Genomic DNA, 16514 nt, shown 5'->3' on the forward strand with positions numbered 1-16514 from the left:
GCAGGGGATGAGCGGGCTTTCACGACGGCAGTTCATGCTGCAGCTGGCGGGTGGCGGTTGCGCCATGGGCCTGGTCGGGCTGGGACTGGGGGCATACAGCCGCCAGGCCGCCAGCCTGCCGGCCCAGGCGCTGCGGCCGCCGGGCGCGGGGGCCGAGTCGGATTTTCTCGGCGCCTGCGTGCGCTGCGGCCTGTGTGTGGAGGCCTGCCCCTACGACACCCTCAAGCTGGCCCGGCTGTTGACGCCGGTGACCACGGGCACCCCTTACTTCGAGGCCCGGGCCGTGCCCTGCGAGATGTGCGACGACATTCCCTGCGTGGCGGCCTGTCCGACCGGGGCGCTGGATCCGGCATTGACCGAGATCGACGAGTCCCGCATGGGCCTGGCGGTGCTGATCGATCACGAGACCTGCCTCAACTGGCAGGGCCTGCGCTGTGACGTCTGCTACCGGGTCTGCCCGCTGATCGATCAGGCCATCACCCTGGAGGCGGGCCACAACGGCAGGACCGGGCACCATGCCCTGTTCATCCCGACGGTGCATGCGGACGCCTGTACCGGCTGCGGCAAGTGCGAGCATGCCTGTGTGCTGGAAGAGGCGGCGATCAAGGTACTGCCCAGAACGCTGGCCAAGGGTGAGCTGGGTGCCCATTACCGCTGGGGCTGGGTCGAGAAGGAAAAGGCCGGTGAATCCCTTATCGGGGACAAGCTGACCCTGCCGACCCGCCGTCCCGAAGGAGGGCTGTGATGAAGCGGCATCCCGGCACCGAGGCGGTGGAACGCAAAGGCTGGTGGCGGGCACATCGCTTCCTGTTGTTGCGCCGGCTGTGCCAGTTGTCGGTACTGAGTCTGTTCCTGCTCGGCCCCTGGGCCGGGATCTGGCTTATCGAAGGCAACCTGTCCAGTTCCCTGCTGCTGGAAACGGTGCCGATGACGGATCCCTTCGCCCTGGTGCAGCTGCTGGCGGCGGGGCACGGGCCGGTGCTGACCGCCTGGCTGGGGGCGTTGATCGTCCTGGTCGGCTATGCCCTGGTCGGGGGGCGGGTGTTCTGCTCCTGGGTCTGCCCCCTGAATCCGGTTACCGATGCCGCCGGCTGGTTGCGCCGTCGGCTGGGGTTGCGCCAGGGCTCGGGTCTTTCCAACCGGCTGCGCTACTGGCTGCTGGCCACTATTCTGGTGGTACCGTTCATCGGCGGCCTGGTGGTGTGGGAGTCGGTCAACCCGGTATCCCTGCTGCACCGGGGCCTGCTGTTCGGCATGGGCTGGGGCTGGTTGCTGATAGCGGCGGTGTTTTTGTTCGACAGCTTCGTGGCGGACAGGGGCTGGTGCGGTCATCTGTGCCCCCAGGGCGCCTTCTGGGGGCTGGTGAACAAGCTGAGACCCTTGCAGGTGACGGCAGCCGGTCGGGAGCACTGCACCAGCTGCATGGATTGTTACGCGGTCTGTCCCGAGCCCCAGGTGCTGAAGGGGCCGGTGCATGGGGCCAAAAGGGGCATAGGCCCCGAAATCAAGATGACGGATTGTAGCCATTGTGGGCGTTGTATCGACGTGTGTGCGGAAGACGTCTTCAGTTTCACCACGCGTTTTGCAAAAAAGGCGGAGAAAAAATGATGATAAAGACTGGAAAAGTGATGGGAGCGCTGCTGCTGGCGGCTTGGGTGGGCATGGTGCAGGCTCAGGTCGAGGAGATTGATGCCCATACCGGTAAACTGCACTCGTTGCAGGGGGATACCGCCTTGCAATACAACAAGGATGCCGAACGGCTCAAGGATCCGGTCAAGGATCAGGGTATTCAGGATCGGCAGTACATCCATCAGCCGCCCCTGGTGCCTCATCAGGTACGGGGCTACGAGGTGGATCTCAAGGTCAACCGCTGCCTGGCCTGCCACGGCTGGAAGAACGCCGCTGCACGCAACGCGCCCCGGGTCAGTCCTACCCACTATGAAACCCGGGACGGCATGACCCTGGGTGACATCAGCCCGCGGCGTTACTTCTGCCTGCAGTGCCATGTGCCGCAGACCGACGCCAAGCCGCTGGTGGACAACACCTTCACTCCCGTTGAATCCCTGCGGTAAGGAGCCCCCATGGCGGAGAAGAAAAGCCTGTTCAAACGGCTGTGGCAAACCTTCCGTTCACCCAGCAAGGTGGCGGTGGGCGTGGTGCTGGTATTCGGCTTCTTCGGTGGCGTCATCTTCTGGGGCGGCTTCAACACCGCCCTGGAGGTGACCAACACCGAGCAGTTCTGTATCGGCTGCCACGAAATGCAGGACAACGTCTATCTGGAGTACCGGGATACCATCCATTACGCCAACCGCTCCGGGGTCAGGGCCAGCTGCCCCGACTGCCATGTGCCCCATGAGTGGACCCACAAGATAGTGCGCAAGATAGCGGCGTCCAAGGAAGTCTGGGGCAAGATCACCGGCATCATCGACACCCCCGAAAAGTTCGAGGCCCATCGCCGCCACATGGCGGATCGGGAGTGGCAGCGGATGAAGGAAACCGACTCGCGGGAGTGCCGCAACTGCCACAACTTTGACTACATGGACTTCAGTGTGCAGGGCAGCCGTGCCGTCCAGGCCCACTCCACCTCGTTGGCCAGTGGGGAGAAAACCTGTATCGATTGCCACAAGGGCATAGCGCATCAGTTGCCCAATATGCGTGGTGTCGAAGGATTCTGAATAGCAGCCATGAATGACATCAAAGCCTGTGGCATTATTGCCCCAGGCTTTGTTGTTTTCCGGATTGACCTTCCGCCGTGCTGTGCGAGAATGTTTCAATTATTATCTTTATGTGAAAATTGATGAGAGGATGCCATGAGTCATGCAAGCCAGGCCTTCGTGCCCCTGAAGATAGCGGTGCTGACCGTCTCCGATACCCGTAACGAAGACACCGACACCTCGGGTCGTTTCCTGGCCGAGGCGATCACCGCCGCCGGCCACCAACTGGCGGAAAAGATCATCCTCAAGGACGACAAGTACGACATCCGCGCCCTGGTGTCACGCTGGGTCGCCAGCCCCGAGGTACAGGTGGTATTGATCACCGGCGGCACCGGCTTTACCGGCCGCGATACCACCCCCGAGGCGGTGGGCCCGCTGCTGGATACCGTCATCGACGGCTTCGGCGAGTTGTTCCGCCATATCACCTATCAGGAACTGGGTACCTCCACGGTGCAGAGCCGGGCCCTGGGGGGGCTGGCCAACCGCACCGCCGTGTTCTGCATGCCCGGCTCCACCGGTGCCTGCCGCACCGGCTGGAACGGCATCCTGGCCGAACAGCTCGATGCCCGCCACAAGCCCTGCAACTTCGTGCAGCACCTGGTGTAGCCCCATGAGTGAACTGACCCACATCAACGCCTCGGGCGAGGCCAACATGGTGGACGTGAGCGCCAAGGCGGTAACGGTGCGCGAGGCCCGGGCCGAGGCCTGGGTACTGATGGCACCGGAAACCCTGCAGTTGATCCTCGGCGGGCGGCACCACAAGGGGGACGTGTTCGCCACCGCCCGTATCGCCGGCATCATGGCGGCCAAGAAAACCGCCGATCTCATCCCCCTGTGCCATCCGCTGGCGCTGTCCAAGGTGGAAGTCCGGCTCGAGGCCGACGAGGAAAAAGGCGGGGTGCGCATCGAGAGCTACTGCAAACTGGCGGGGCAGACCGGGGTGGAAATGGAAGCGCTCACCGCCGCCTCGGTGGCGGCACTGACCATCTATGATATGTGTAAGGCGGTGCAAAAGGACATGCGCATCGAAGGCGTCCGCCTGCTGGAAAAGCGGGGCGGCAAATCAGGAGATTTTAAAGCGACATGATCAAGGTGGTATTTTTCGCGCAGGTACGCGAGCTGGTGGGCCAGGACGAACTCAGCCTGGCCGAGGACTATGGCAACGTCGAGGCCCTGCGCCGGGCCCTGGCCGGGCGCGGCGACAAATGGGCGCTGGCGCTGTCCGACGACAGGCTGCTGGCGGCGGTGAACCACACCATAGTGCCGCTCGACACCCCCATCAAGGCCGGTGACGAGGTCGCCTTCTTTCCGCCGGTCACCGGAGGCTGACATGATCAGGGTACAGACCGAGGACTTCGAGCTGGGCACCGAATACGCCGCCCTCAGCCGCTCGCACCAGGCCGGCGCGGTGGTGACCTTCGTCGGCAAGGTGCGGGAGATGAACCAGGGGGAGGCGGTCAGCGGCATGACCCTGGAGCACTATCCGGGCATGACCGAGCTTTCCCTTGCGCAGATAGTGGAGGAGGCGCACCGGCGCTGGCCGCTGCTGGAGTGCCGGGTGATCCACCGGGTGGGCCGGCTCGAGCTCGGCGATCAAATCGTGTTCGTGGGGGTGGCGAGCGCCCACCGGGAGGCGGCCTTCGAAGCCTGCCACTTCATCATGGACTACCTCAAGACCCGGGCCCCCTTCTGGAAGAAGGAGACCACGGCCGGCGGCGAGGAGCGCTGGGTAGAGGCGAAGGAGAGCGATACCCAAGCCGCCCGGAAGTGGTAACCCTAGGGCTGAACGTCAGGTCACAAGGGCGGCCGATCAAGGCTGACGGGGCGCTTGTCCACACACCGGGCAATCCGGCGCCTTGGGCAGGCCCAACTCGCGGGTGCTGAGCTGCATGCCGTCCACCAGCAACAGCTTGCCCCGGGGTGAACGGCCCATATGGGCCAGCAACTTGACCGCTTCCAGCGCCTGCAGGCTGCCCATCACCCCCACCATGGGCGCCAGCACCCCGGCTTCCACACAGCTCAGCACCGCGCCTCCCATCAGCCGGCTCAGGCAGGCATAGCAGGGCTCGTCCTCGCCGTAGGTAAAGACGCTGAGCTGGCCTTCCATGCGGATCACCGCCGCCGAGATCAGCGGCACCCCGGCCTCGAAACACAGCCGGTTCACCAACTGGCGGGTATCCAGGTTGTCGGTGCCGTCCAATACCAGCTGGTGTTGCGGGATAAGCGAGCGCAGCAGCGTCTCGTCGGCCCGGGCCGCATGGGTGGTCACCTCGAGATAGGGGTTGGCGGCGCGCAGACTGTCGGCGGCCGAATCCACCTTGGGCCGGCCCAGATCCGCGTCCTGGTGCAACACCTGCCGTTGCAGGTTGGACAGCTCCACTACATCGTGATCCACCAGGGTGAGCCGTCCCACCCCGGCCACCGCCAGGTACTGGCCGGCGGCACAGCCCAGGCCGCCGGCCCCGATCATCAGCACGGCGGCATTCTTCAAGGCCTCCTGGCCCTCGATATCGAACTGGCGCAGCACTATCTGGCGGTTATAGCGCAGCCATTCCTGGTCGCTGAGTTCCTTCATCACCAGTACAACCCATCGATAAGTTCCAGGGTGACCATGTCTCCCTCGGCCACATCGCCCCTGTCCTGCTCCAGGTGCAGCAGGCAGTTGGCGTCGGCCATGGCGCTATACACCGCCGAACTCTGGGAACCGGCGGTCACCACCCCCAGGCTACCGTCCGCCTGGGTACTGACGATGCCACGCTGGAAGTCCATGCGGCCGGGGCTTTTCTTGAACGGCATCAGGGCCCGGGCCTGCAGCAGCGGGGTGGGCTTGAGGCGCTCGCCGGCCAGGCGGGCGAGGGCGGGGCGCACCAGCAGGTGAAAGGTGACGGCGGCGGACACCGGGTTACCGGGCAGACCGAAGAAGGCACAGTCGCCGACATGGCCGAAGGCAAAGGGTTTGCCCGGCTTGATGGCCAGCTTCCAGAAGCCGATCCGGCCCACCTCTTCCAGCACCTGCTTGGTGTAGTCCGCATCGCCCACCGACACACCGCCGGAGGTGATCAGGGCATCGGCTTCCCGGGCGGCCTTGAGAAAACGGGCGCGGATAAGCTCGGGATCGTCGGCTAGGATACCGTAGTCGATCACCCGGATACCGAGTCGCTCCAGCATGGCGCGCACCCCGATACGGTTGGAATCGTAGATGTCGCCGGGGGCGAGCAGTTCGCCCGGGTTTCTCAGTTCGTCGCCGGTGGAGAGCAGGGCCACGGTCAGGGGGCGGCGCACGCAGATCTGCTCCAGCCCGAGGGACGCCAGCACCGACAAGACCCGGGCATTGATACGGGTACCGGCCTCGAACACCGTCTCGCCCTGAGCCAAATCCTCGGCGGGAAAGCGCACATGCTGGCCCGTTTTCACCGGCCCGCCAGGATAAACGACGTTGTGCTCGGAGCGGCAGTTTTCCTGCATCACCACGCTGTCGGCACCCAATGGCAGGGCGGCACCGGTCATGATGCGCACGCACTCGCCGGGGCCGACCCGGCCACCGAAGGGGTGCCCGGCCAGGCTGGTGCCAACCAGTTGAAGGCCCACACCATCGACCACGTCATCGGCGCGCAGGGCGTAGCCGTCCATCGCCGAGTTGGCGAAGGAGGGCACGTCAATAGGGGAACTGACGGCTTCGGCCAGGATATGGTTCAGGGCCTGTTCGAGGGGGATGATGTCGGTGGCGGAAACCGCCTCGATCCGACTCAGCATGTCGTTCTTGGCATCGAGATAAGGACGCAGGCCGGGTTGGCTGCAGCAGTCGATAATAGCCATATGGGTTACCTAGATTGATCGGCGTAAGGGTGATTCTTTCAGATTAAAACATTTTTTAACATATTTCTCGGCGTTTCCTCGATGTGATTCCGCCATTCACAGCGGCCGTCAAATGGACTACCATTCCAGCAGTTTTGTTGTCCGTATTTTCACTCTCCCACGGAGATAGCCATGACCGCTTTGAGCGATGCCGCCATCCGGGTCCGTTCCGCCCTGGAAACCCGGGGGCTCGAAACCCCTATGCGGGGTAACAACCTGACCCTGGATGAAAAACAGTCCCGCATTACCGGGCTGATGACCGAAATGATGGACGTGTTGGGACTGGATCTGGAAGACGACAGCCTGGCCGAAACCCCGGAGCGGATTGCCAAGATGTATGTCCGGGAGATTTTTTCCGGGTTAGACTACGCCTACTTCCCCAAGATTACCTTGATCGACAACAAGATGAAGGTAGACGAAATGGTTCAGGTGCGGGACATCTCGCTCACCAGCACCTGTGAGCACCACTTTGTGACCATAGACGGCACCGCCACCGTGGCTTATATCCCCCGCAGCAAGGTGATCGGCCTGTCCAAGATCAACCGTATCGTGCAGTTTTTCGCCCGCCGACCCCAGGTGCAGGAGCGATTGACCCAGCAGGTACTGGTGGCGTTGCAGACGTTGTTGGAATCCGATGACGTGGCGGTCAGCATCACCGCCACCCATTACTGTGTCAAGGCGCGCGGGGTGATGGATGCCACCAGCACTACCACTACTACCTCCCTCGGCGGCATCTTCAAGAGCCGGCCCGATACCCGCCAGGAGTTTTTGAGCGGCGTGGTGCGCTGAGGACGGCGTCGGTGGGGCGATGAATCCGCCCTACCGCTTGAAGCAGTCCTCCATGTAGTCCACGAAGCACTTGACCCTGCTGGGCAGAAAATGCCGATGTGGATACACCAAATTCAGGCTGTAAACCGGCAGTTGGAACTCTTCCAGCAGGGGAACCAGTTCCCCTCTCGTCAGATAATCCTCCACGATGAAATGGGGCTGCATGATGATGCCCATGCCCTGGCTGGCCGCCAATGCCAGCGCCCGTCCGGTGTTGGCTCTCATGATTCCCTTGGGGCGGATGTGGTAGTTGTGTCCCCGATGGCGATATTGCCACTGAGGCTCGCTCAGGGTATAGAGCAGGCAGTTGTGCTCCGCCAGTTGCTCCGGATGGGTGGGGGTACCGTGCCTGGCCAGATAAGCGGGGGCGGCGCAAGTCAGCAGAGTCACCGGGGCCAGGGGGCGGGCGATCAGCGATGAATCCGCCAGGGTGCCGATGCGCAGAGCCAGATCGAAGTTCTCCTCCACCAGGGCCACCAGGCGGTCGCTGTATTCCAGGTCGAGCAGTATGTCCGGGTAACGCCGGTTGAACTCCGCCAGCAGGGGCGCCACCTTGAGGTTGCCGAAATCCATGGGCACCGAGATGCGGATGCGCCCGCTGGGCTGGCGGCTGTGGTCGGAGATCAGGGCGTTGGCTTGCTCCAGCTCCGCCAGTATGGCGTGACAGCGCTCGTAGTAGAGGTGCCCGGCCTCGGTGACGCTGACCCGGCGGGTGGTGCGCATCAGCAGCCGGGCATTGAGGTGCTGCTCGAGCAGGCCGACTTGTTTGGAAACCATGGCCACCGATAGCTCCAGTTGCTGGGCGGCCCTGGTGAAGCTCTGCAGTTCGACCACCTTGCAAAACACCCGGATGGCGGCTAGCTGATCCATCAATCTCTCCCCTTGTTGCTGCGTCGGTCGCGTAGTGTTATCGGCGGTTTTTCCGGCTCAGTGCATTGCTTTCCCCGTTGATGAGCAAGATTTTTATCTACTGACTCTGGCCGGGGGATATCCTGTAGTGGTATTTAAAATTACCATGTTAAAATGTTGATAATTCATTTTATTCATAGCTGTGGGGCCGATAGAGTGGTCTGGTCGATGCAAGCGGCGATGCGGCATGGGTTTTATTAGGCTGGAACCCGGCCGTCCCTGGGTGCTTGCATGGATACATGCCCTTTAGGGATCTGAAGTTGTTTTGCCGAGCTGGTCCCGAGCCGGCGCGCGAGCGCCGGTATTTTTTCCCGCCCACATCCCCTCACAAGCTATGCTTTTATCGACTCCGATTGTCTTTCCCATCCCCACTGCCGGCCGATACGGCTGATCACAGCATAGTATTATTTACTATTGGTTGATAATGTTTTATTTCAGGTGAGATTGTTCTCATCCTTCCGCCGTCTTACTATCAAAAACGAACAGAAACCTGCGAATGAGACGCAGCATGCCAATAATGACGGAGATCGTTATGAAAACCACCGCAACCCTGTTGTTCACTTCCCTGCTGCTGGCAGGTCCCGCCCTGGCTGCCGACTACAAGGTCGATCCGGCCCATACCACAGTGGTGTTCGAGGTGGGACACCTTCAGGTCAGCACCCTGATGGGCCGCTTCAACGAGTTCGAGGGGGATTATCATTTCGACGGTGACAACCCCGCTGCGGCCAAGGCCCGCCTTACCATCCAGGCCGAGAGTATCGACACCAACCACGAAGACCGTGACAAGCACCTGCGCAGCCCCGACTTCTTCGACGTACGCCAGTACCCGACCCTGGATTTCGAAAGTACCGGCTACGAGGGCGATAAGGACGGCGGCAAGCTTGCGGGCAACCTGACCGTGCATGGCGTGACCCAGCCGGTGACCTTCGACGTGCAGTTTATCGGTGAGGGTGACGATCCCTGGGGCGGTTATCGCAGCGGCTTCAATGCCCAGGCCGAGGTCAAGCGCAGTGACTTCGGCATGAGCTACGGCCTGCCCGGCGTGGGTGACGAGATCACCATCCGGCTGTTTGTCGAAGGTATCCGTCAGTAGCCGGAGGGGGTGTTATGGGCTTGGATCTCTTGATTCAAACCCTGCTGCCGGCCGTGATCGCGGGCGCCATCGGATGGTGGCGCCCGTCATTGTTCTGGTGGGCGGCGGGGCTGGCGGTGTGGGCGACCCTGGGTTGGGCGGCACAGTGGTATTTCTGGCCGAGCCGGGGCATCCACTGGCTGCCGGTGGTGTTCTGGACGGTGGCCCTGGCGGGGCTGGTGCCTGCGAACCCGGGACGGCTGCTGCGCCTGGGGCTGGCCGGTGGAGTGTTCCTGCTGGCCCTGTGGCCCCTGCTGCCACGCTATCCCGAGGCCATCATCGGCCTGCTGGCATTTCTGCTGTGGCAGGGCTGGCGGGAGTGGCGTCCCGGTCCCGGAGCCGGGATCGGTTTCGTGGCCGGGGCGGCCATGTTCACCCTGGTGGTGGCCATCGGCGGCAGCGTGCTACTGGCCCAGGCCGGTGGCGCCCTGGCGGTGCTGGCCGGCTTCCTCTGGCTGGCCGGGCTGAGCCAGGGGCTGTCCGACAGGGACATGACCGCCGGCTACGTGCTCTGGCTCGCCCTGTGCTGGCAGTTCATCCCCCTGGACTGGTGGGTGGTGGCGCTGGCGCTGGTGCCGCCCCTGGTGGACCAGGGCTTGCGCGGCCGCGGCCCCTGGCCCGCGGCCCTGGGTGCCCTGGCCTCGGCGGTGCTGGCCGGTGCCGTCGGCCTCTGGCTGGTATGGCCCAAGGTGTCCCTCTATTGAGCGGCACGGGAAGCGCCCACGGGCGCTTTCTCGCTCTTTACCCCGGCGGCGGCTTGGGTCATGCTGCGCCTTTTGGGAGGAGAGAGCATGAAACCCAGAGTGGAGATCCGTTATTGCACCCTGTGCCGCTGGTTGCTGCGCTCGGCCTGGCTGGCCCAGGAGATATTGTCGACCTTCGCCGACGAGGTGGGGGAGGTGGCCCTGATCCCGGGCGAAAAGGGCCAGTTTCAGATTTATGTGGACGGCGAGCTGATCTGGTGCCGGGTGGCCGACAACGGCTTTCCCGAGGCCAAGGAAGTCAAGCAGCGGCTGCGGGACAAGATTGCCCCCGAGCGCAGCCTAGGCCACAGCGATCGCTGAGGCTGCCGTGTCCACCGTCAAATGGGGCGCGATATAGCGCTGGTAACGGCTGCCCTTGAGTCGGTGCAGGTCCACCAGCACCAGGCCGTCGATGCAGTCGGCAAAATCCGGATCGGTACCGAAATCGATAAACTGCACGCCGCCCGGCTCGCACAGCTCCGAATACTGTTTGTACAGGGTGGGGATGCCGACCCCCATGTTGTCCAGCAACTGCTTGAGCAGCGTCAGATCCTGGTGGTAATCCGCACCGCCGAAGGTGTCGCGCAGGGCCGGCGTCGTCGGCGGCAGCGGCCGGCGGGAACGGGCCAGGGCGGCCGTAGCCGGGAAGTGCAGGCGATAGAAGGCCACCAGCAGATCCCGCGCCGGCACCGGCAGGGCGGCACTCAGCGAGACGGGCCCGAACAGGTAGCGATAGTGAGGATGGCGGGCGAGGAAAGCGCCGATGCCGAACCAGAGGTAATCCAGGCTGCGCCGGCCCCAGTAGGCGGGCTGGATAAAGCTGCGGCCGAGTTCCAGGCCCTGGGCCAGGAAGGGCTGCATGGCCTCGCCGTAATCGAACAGGTGATGGCTGTAGAGGCCGGGCAGGCCCTTGCGGGCCAGTTGCTCGGCGGTGGGAACAAAGCGATAGGCGCCGATCACTTCCAGCTCTTGCGGATCCCACAGCAGCAACTGGTAATAATCATCGTCGAAGGGATCCAGGTCTCTCCGTTTGCCGGTGCCTTCCCCCACGGCGCGAAACGACAGCTCCCGCAGTCGCCCTATCTCGCGCAGTATCACGCAATGACCGGCCCGGCTGGCGCGGGTGAGGTAGATCGCCTTGCCGTCCTGGGTCTGGCCCAGCAGCTCACATTTTTCTACCGCCTTCTTCAACTGTTGCCGGGGTTCGGGTGGCGCAATCGCCACTTGGGTCTCAAGCAGGCCGGGCTTGCCCTTGCCAAGTCGGTAAAGATGGCGTCGAAACAGCAGGCAGAGCCCCTTGTCATTGAGGCCGGTCTGGCGACAGCTCTCCCAGGCGATGGGTTGACCGATGCGCAGTGAGATCTGCTTGTTTTGCTGACGGAACATTTCCCGTACCAGCAGCAAACCGGCCAGCGGGCGGCTGGCCAGTGAGCTTAAATAGAAGAAGGCGGAGTTGCGTCCGCGGATATGCACCGGCACTATGGCCGCCCGGGCTTTGGTGGCCAGGCGAATAAAGCCCGAGTGCCAGCGGCCGTCGCGGATGCCCTTGGGGCCCAGGCGGGAGACCTCGCCGGCGGGAAAGACGATCACCACGCCGCCCTGAGCCAGGTGACGGTTGACGGCACCGAGCTGGGCGCGGGCGGTCTTGCCGGTCATGTTGTCCACCGGCAGCAGCAGGGAGGCCAGCGGCTCGAGCCGCGCCAGCATCTGGTTGGCGATGACCTTGGTATCGGGGCGGACCCGCGATACCAGCTTGAGCAGGGCCAGGCCGTCGAGGGAGCCGATGGGGTGATTGGCGATGATCACCACGGGGCCGGAAGCCGGGATATGCTCCAGCTCCTGCTCTCGCAGGGTCACCTGAAAGCGGAAATAGTCGAGCACCTGCTCGACGAAGTCGAGGCCGCGCAGGTGCGGATACTGCTCGGCGAACTCGATGAACGCCTGCTCATGCAGCAGGTAACGTAACAGCGCTTTGCAGCCGGGTACATGCTGCCATCTGGGCAGGTACTCGGCGGCCAGGGTGTCGACGGATAACATAACGGGCTCCTCCCTTGCAGTGGTGCCCAAACTAGGGAAGCCCCGTGACGGCGATATTGCGCCGCCATGATGATTTGATGACAAGGAAACGCCATGACCAACCATGTGCCGGTCAGCCTGGACCAGATAGCCCCGCTCTTTGCTCGCACCGACGGCCTCCGAGGCCGCCTTGCCCTGGTCTGCGAAGGGGGCGGTCAGCGGGGTATCTTTACCGCCGGTGTGCTCGACGTCTTTCTGGAAGAAGGCTTTGATCCCTTCGATATCCTGATCGGTACCTCGGCCGGCGCCCAGAACCTGGCCGCCTTCATGTGCCATGCCCACGGCTATGCTCGGGAGGTGATCAGCGACTACACCACTCGCGCCGAGTTTTTCCGCCCGCTGCATTTTGCCCGCGGCGGAGACCTGGTGGATCTGGACTGGTATTTCGAGGTGCTCGGTCAGACCTTGCCGCTGGATACCGCCACCGGGCAGAAGCGGCTGGGACGGCGGGAGCTGCTGTTCAGCAGTACCCGGCTGCGGGACTACCGCCCGCACTATTTCCGGCCGGCCGACGGCGACTGGCTGCTGGGACTCAAGGCCTCCAGCGCCATCCCCCTGTTCTACCGGGCCGGGGTGGCATGGCAGGGTGAGCGTTTCGTGGACGGTGGCGTGGCCGACGCCATACCGGTGCGCGAGGCCTATCGCCGGGGCGCGCGCACCATAGTGGTGGTTCGTACCCTGCCCCAGCACAGCCGCTTCAGCCTGCAGTGGGCGCGGCGGCTGGAAGGCTGGATAGGGCGGGAGCGGCTGGGCGATCTGCTGCAACTGGTGGAGGCCCACGAGCGTTGCTTCAACGACGCCCACGACTTCATCCGCCGGCCGCCGGCCGATGCCCGGGTAATCGAAATCTTCCCCCACCGGCCGCTGCAAAGCCGGGTGCTGGGCTCGACCCGGGCACAACTCGATCAGGACTACGAACTGGGCCGCCGCTGCGGTCGCTATTTCCTGCAGGCGCTGGGGCCTGCCGTCATGGCGGTGGCGGCGCAATAAATTTGTCGTCTGCCGGGGTCATGCTCTGGTCATGGCCCGGCTCTGTGTGTACACTCGCCCCCCGATTTTCAGGCCAAGCCGTCCTTAGGCCGTTACTATTTAGGGTGTAACGGTGTTGCTTGCTGAAGCGAGGGGGCCCACACCCTGGGTACCAAACAATTATCGCACCGGGTCTTACCGAGGTCCGGATCTTCTATTGGCCCTTACACTGAATGGGGACAAAGAACATGGCAGAATGGTCCGCAAACGACGCGCTCAAGGTGTATAACCTGCCTTACTGGGGCGCCGGTTTCTTTCATCTGGACGACCAGGGACGCGTCGTTGTCACGCCCGACAAAACCCGGCCCGAAGCCAGGGTGGTGCTCTCCGAGGTGGTCGAGCAGCTCAAGGCCGAAGGTTACGCCGCCCCGGTGCTGCTGCGTTTTCCCGACATCATCAAGAGCCGGATCGACGCCTTGTTCAATGCCTTCAACGGCGCCATCGAGGATTATGGCTACGAGGGCGACTACCTGACCGTCTACCCGATCAAGGTCAACCAGCAGCGCGGCGTGCTGGACGCGGTCACCAAGGCCTACAAGGACAAGCCTCGCCTGGGTCTTGAGGCCGGTTCCAAGCCCGAGCTGCTGGCGGTGCTGGCCCATACCCACGAAACCGAGTCGGTGATCGTGTGCAACGGCTACAAGGACAAGGAATACGTGCGCCTGGCGCTGCTCGGTACCAAGATGGGCCACCAGGTCTATATTGTGATCGAGAAGCTGTCGGAGCTGGCCCTGGTGATGGAAGAGGCCAGGCGCATCAACGTGTCGCCACGGCTGGGCGTACGCGCCCGGCTGGCGTCCCAGGGCGCCGGCAAGTGGCAGTCCAGCGGCGGCGAGAAGTCCAAGTTCGGCCTGAGCGCTTCCCAGGTGCTGGCCCTGGTCAACCAGCTGAAGGACGCCGGTTGCATCGACTGGCTGCAACTGCTGCACTTCCACCTGGGCTCGCAGATCGCCAATATCCGCGACATCCAGAAGGGCATCCGCGAATGCGGCCGTTTCTACGCCGAGCTGCGCCGGCTGGATGTGCCGGTGGACATCGTCGACGTGGGCGGCGGCCTGGGCGTGGACTACGAAGGGACCCGCTCCCAGAGTTACTGCTCCGCCAACTACAACCTGCGCGAATACGCCAACAACGTGGTGTGGGGCATCGGCAACGTCTGCCGTGAATTCGACCTGCCCTATCCGCGCATCATCAGCGAGTCGGGCCGGGCCATTACCGCCCACCACGCCATGCTGGTGGCCAACGTGATCAGCATCGAGTCGGCCACCCCGACCCAGCCGGCGGCGCCGGCGGACGATGCGCCCTTCCTGCTGCAGAACATGTGGGAAACCTGGGAAGACCTGTGCCGGGACGATCCGCCGCTGCTCGAAATCTACCACGACACCGTGGCCGAGCTGGCCGACGTGCACGAGCAGTACAACATGGGACTGATGAGCCTGCAGGACCGGGCCTGGGCCGAAGAGGTACACCTCAATATCTGCCTCGGCATCAAGGCCAGGCTGGACTCGGTCAACCGGGCGCACAGGCCCATCATGGACGAGCTGAACGAGAAGCTGGCGGACAAGTGCTTCGTCAACTTCTCCCTGTTCCAGTCCCTGCCCGATGCCTGGGGTATCGATCAGATCTTCCCTGTGCTGCCGCTGGACGGCCTGGACCGGCCGCCGAGCCGGCGGGCGGTGATCCTGGACATCACCTGCGATTCCGACGGTGCCATCGATCAGTACGTGGACGGCCAGGGGGTGGAGACCACGCTGCCGATGCCGGAGTTCATGCCCGGCCAGCCCCACTACCTGGGCTTTTTCCTGGTGGGGGCCTATCAGGAGATCCTGGGGGACATGCACAACCTGTTCGGCGACACCCACAGCGCCGAGGTGGTGCTGGATGAGCGGGGCCAGGTGCAGATCAATAATATCAAGGAAGGCAGCAACGTGGCCGAGCTGCTGCGCTACGTGGACATCGATCCCAGTGTGATCAACGCCCAGTACGAGCTGCAGGCCAGCCATCCGGATCTGGACGAGGAAACGCGTGCCATGCTGCTGAAGGAGCTGTCCGCCGGCCTGGAAGGCTACGCCTACCTGGAAGAAGAGCTCTGACGGGCCCGGTTTGACACCGGAAGCTGGAAGCGCAATGCTTCCAGCTTCCAGCTTCCAGCTTCCAGCTTCCAGCTTCTAACTTCCGCCTTTCAGCTCCTGCTGCCGTTCCAGTTTACGTTCGAAATCCCGGGTGACGATGGCCAAGGCGGCCAGCACCAGCGCGGGATCCACATCATTGACTTCCAGCAATTCGATCAGATCCACCGCCAGCTGAACTTCTGCCGGGGCATCGGCCAGGCTCATGATAGGCTCCTTTTTTGACAATGCCGGACTCATCACCGGATTTTACCCAAAAAAATGCCCAGCGGAGCTGGGCAAAGACTTAGTGCTTAATTGCAGTGGCATTACATTGGAGCGGGGATAAGGCAGAAGGTTCCCGTAAAATATGCCGGATAACGTAAATTTTTTTGACGCGCTTTTAACTTGACAGCAACCAGCTTTAAAACGTAAATTTTAAACATGTGTTTTATTTGAGGTGCCCAGTGAGCAAAAAAGATACCAAGCAGAAGATCCTCGATGCCGCCGAGGTGTTGTTCGCCGAGCAGGGTTTCAGCGAAACCTCGCTCAGGCTGATCACCAGTGCAGCCGACGTCAACCTGGCTTCGGTCAATTACCATTTCGGCTCCAAGAAGGATCTGATCAAGGCGGTGATGGATCGCTACCTGGCGCTCTTCATGCCTGGTGTCGACGAGGCCTTGAAACGCCTGCTGGCGGAGCCGGAAACCAACCTGCACCAGGTGTTCGACTGCTTCGTAGCGCCCTTGATGACGCTGACCAAAATCAAGCGCCGCGGGCCCGAAATCTTCCTGCAACTGCTGGGCCGGGGCTATATCGACAACCAGGGCTTCCTGCGCTGGTTTATCGTCAATCACTACGGCGGGGTGCTGGAGCATTTCACCCAGGCCATCCGCAAGGCGGCGCCCGAGCTGTCTTCCGCCGATGTGTTCTGGCGGCTGCACTTCACCCTGGGTACCGTGGTGTTCACCATGGCCTCCAGCGAGGCGCTGCGGGATATCGCCCGTACCGATTTCAACGAAGAGATAGATGTGGAAGGGTTGGTGCGTAAGGTAATCCCTTACCTGGCCAGTGGCGTCGGCGCCAAGCCCTGTTGATTTACCATCCCGGTTACTAAGGA

General features: G+C 63.0%; 20 protein-coding genes. 15 read left to right on the top strand and 5 right to left on the bottom strand.

Translation table 11 applies throughout. The features are described from left to right. Positions 1-7 precede the first annotated feature (7 nt). The 8 genes from napG to moaE all read left to right on the top strand — a co-directional run bounded on the left by napG (position 8) and on the right by moaE (position 4488). The gene (napG, locus tag ACT7DK_RS08400) at positions 8-745 is read left to right on the top strand and encodes a ferredoxin-type protein NapG (RefSeq protein WP_445398167.1); all 738 of its coding nucleotides are present in this window, start codon (positions 8-10) and stop codon (positions 743-745) included. After that, positions 745-1608: a quinol dehydrogenase ferredoxin subunit NapH gene (gene napH / locus ACT7DK_RS08405; protein ID WP_445398169.1), complete on the top strand. Its 864-nt coding sequence runs from the start codon at positions 745-747 to the stop codon at positions 1606-1608. Before napG ends, napH begins: the two co-directional genes overlap by 1 nt. After that, complete coding sequence (locus ACT7DK_RS08410; protein WP_445402304.1) at positions 1608-2072, top strand: nitrate reductase cytochrome c-type subunit; 465 nt, start codon at positions 1608-1610, stop codon at positions 2070-2072. Before napH ends, ACT7DK_RS08410 begins: the two co-directional genes overlap by 1 nt. Positions 2073-2081: 9 nt before the next feature. Then, positions 2082-2675: a cytochrome c3 family protein gene (locus tag ACT7DK_RS08415; protein ID WP_445398171.1), complete on the top strand. Its 594-nt coding sequence runs from the start codon at positions 2082-2084 to the stop codon at positions 2673-2675. Between the two features lie 135 nt (positions 2676-2810). Next, on the top strand, positions 2811-3320 hold the full coding sequence (moaB, locus tag ACT7DK_RS08420) for a molybdenum cofactor biosynthesis protein B (RefSeq protein ID WP_445398173.1): 510 nt from the start codon (positions 2811-2813) through the stop codon (positions 3318-3320). A gap of 4 nt (positions 3321-3324) precedes the next feature. Then, positions 3325-3801 carry a cyclic pyranopterin monophosphate synthase MoaC gene (gene moaC / locus ACT7DK_RS08425; protein WP_445398175.1) on the top strand — a complete coding sequence of 159 codons (477 nt, stop codon included), beginning with the start codon at positions 3325-3327 and terminating at the stop codon, positions 3799-3801. Further along, on the top strand, positions 3798-4043 hold the full coding sequence (gene moaD, locus ACT7DK_RS08430; protein ID WP_445398177.1) for a molybdopterin synthase sulfur carrier subunit: 246 nt from the start codon (positions 3798-3800) through the stop codon (positions 4041-4043). The genes moaC and moaD overlap by 4 nt, the downstream gene beginning before the upstream one ends. A gap of 1 nt (position 4044) precedes the next feature. Further along, positions 4045-4488 (top strand): molybdopterin synthase catalytic subunit MoaE, encoded by a 444-nt coding sequence (moaE, locus tag ACT7DK_RS08435; protein ID WP_445398179.1) that lies wholly within the window; start codon positions 4045-4047, stop codon positions 4486-4488. 36 nt (positions 4489-4524) lie between these two features. Here the strand turns inward: moaE and ACT7DK_RS08440 are convergent, their stop codons facing one another. Together ACT7DK_RS08440 and moeA are read right to left on the bottom strand one after the other, a co-directional pair. Next, positions 4525-5289 carry a molybdopterin-synthase adenylyltransferase MoeB gene (locus tag ACT7DK_RS08440; RefSeq protein ID WP_445402306.1) on the bottom strand — a complete coding sequence of 255 codons (765 nt, stop codon included), beginning with the start codon at positions 5287-5289 and terminating at the stop codon, positions 4525-4527. Continuing rightward, positions 5289-6530, bottom strand: coding sequence for a molybdopterin molybdotransferase MoeA (gene moeA, locus ACT7DK_RS08445; protein WP_445398181.1), 1242 nt, complete (start codon positions 6528-6530; stop codon positions 5289-5291). The genes ACT7DK_RS08440 and moeA overlap by 1 nt, the downstream gene beginning before the upstream one ends. Before the next feature lie 171 nt (positions 6531-6701). Here moeA and folE point away from each other — a divergent pair, with 171 nt between their 5' ends. Then, complete coding sequence (folE, locus tag ACT7DK_RS08450) at positions 6702-7358, top strand: GTP cyclohydrolase I FolE (RefSeq protein ID WP_445398183.1); 657 nt, start codon at positions 6702-6704, stop codon at positions 7356-7358. A gap of 30 nt (positions 7359-7388) precedes the next feature. Here folE and ACT7DK_RS08455 read toward each other — a convergent pair whose 3' ends face one another. After that, a complete protein-coding gene (locus tag ACT7DK_RS08455) occupies positions 7389-8267 on the bottom strand; it encodes a LysR family transcriptional regulator (protein WP_445398185.1) in 879 nt (292 codons plus the stop codon). 571 nt (positions 8268-8838) lie between these two features. On the opposite strand from ACT7DK_RS08455, the gene ACT7DK_RS08460 reads away from it, so the two are divergent. From ACT7DK_RS08460 to ACT7DK_RS08470, 3 genes are all read left to right on the top strand, one after another. After that, a complete protein-coding gene (locus tag ACT7DK_RS08460; RefSeq protein WP_445398187.1) occupies positions 8839-9399 on the top strand; it encodes a YceI family protein in 561 nt (186 codons plus the stop codon). A gap of 20 nt (positions 9400-9419) precedes the next feature. Then, positions 9420-10142, top strand: coding sequence for a hypothetical protein (locus tag ACT7DK_RS08465; RefSeq protein WP_445398189.1), 723 nt, complete (start codon positions 9420-9422; stop codon positions 10140-10142). An 87-nt stretch (positions 10143-10229) separates the two neighbouring features. Beyond that, positions 10230-10502 carry a SelT/SelW/SelH family protein gene (locus tag ACT7DK_RS08470; RefSeq protein WP_445398191.1) on the top strand — a complete coding sequence of 91 codons (273 nt, stop codon included), beginning with the start codon at positions 10230-10232 and terminating at the stop codon, positions 10500-10502. Here ACT7DK_RS08470 and ACT7DK_RS08475 read toward each other — a convergent pair. Continuing rightward, positions 10482-12218, bottom strand: a complete 1737-nt coding sequence (locus tag ACT7DK_RS08475) for a lysophospholipid acyltransferase family protein (protein WP_445398193.1) — start codon at positions 12216-12218, stop codon at positions 10482-10484. The two genes, ACT7DK_RS08470 and ACT7DK_RS08475, sit on opposite strands and share 21 nt — an antisense overlap. Before the next feature lie 93 nt (positions 12219-12311). Between ACT7DK_RS08475 and ACT7DK_RS08480 the strand changes: the two genes are divergently transcribed. Both ACT7DK_RS08480 and speA read left to right on the top strand, forming a co-directional pair. After that, a complete protein-coding gene (locus ACT7DK_RS08480) occupies positions 12312-13247 on the top strand; it encodes a patatin-like phospholipase family protein (protein WP_445398195.1) in 936 nt (311 codons plus the stop codon). A 227-nt stretch (positions 13248-13474) separates the two neighbouring features. Beyond that, the gene (speA, locus tag ACT7DK_RS08485; RefSeq protein WP_445398197.1) at positions 13475-15379 is read left to right on the top strand and encodes a biosynthetic arginine decarboxylase; all 1905 of its coding nucleotides are present in this window, start codon (positions 13475-13477) and stop codon (positions 15377-15379) included. A 75-nt stretch (positions 15380-15454) separates the two neighbouring features. Here speA and ACT7DK_RS08490 read toward each other — a convergent pair whose 3' ends face one another. After that, the gene (locus ACT7DK_RS08490; RefSeq protein WP_445398199.1) at positions 15455-15622 is read right to left on the bottom strand and encodes a DUF2496 domain-containing protein; all 168 of its coding nucleotides are present in this window, start codon (positions 15620-15622) and stop codon (positions 15455-15457) included. Positions 15623-15861: 239 nt separating this feature from the next. Between ACT7DK_RS08490 and ACT7DK_RS08495 the strand changes: the two genes are divergently transcribed. After that, positions 15862-16491, top strand: coding sequence for a TetR/AcrR family transcriptional regulator (locus tag ACT7DK_RS08495; RefSeq protein WP_445398201.1), 630 nt, complete (start codon positions 15862-15864; stop codon positions 16489-16491). Positions 16492-16514 lie beyond the last annotated feature (23 nt).

The organism is Zobellella sp. An-6, assembly GCF_052487945.1.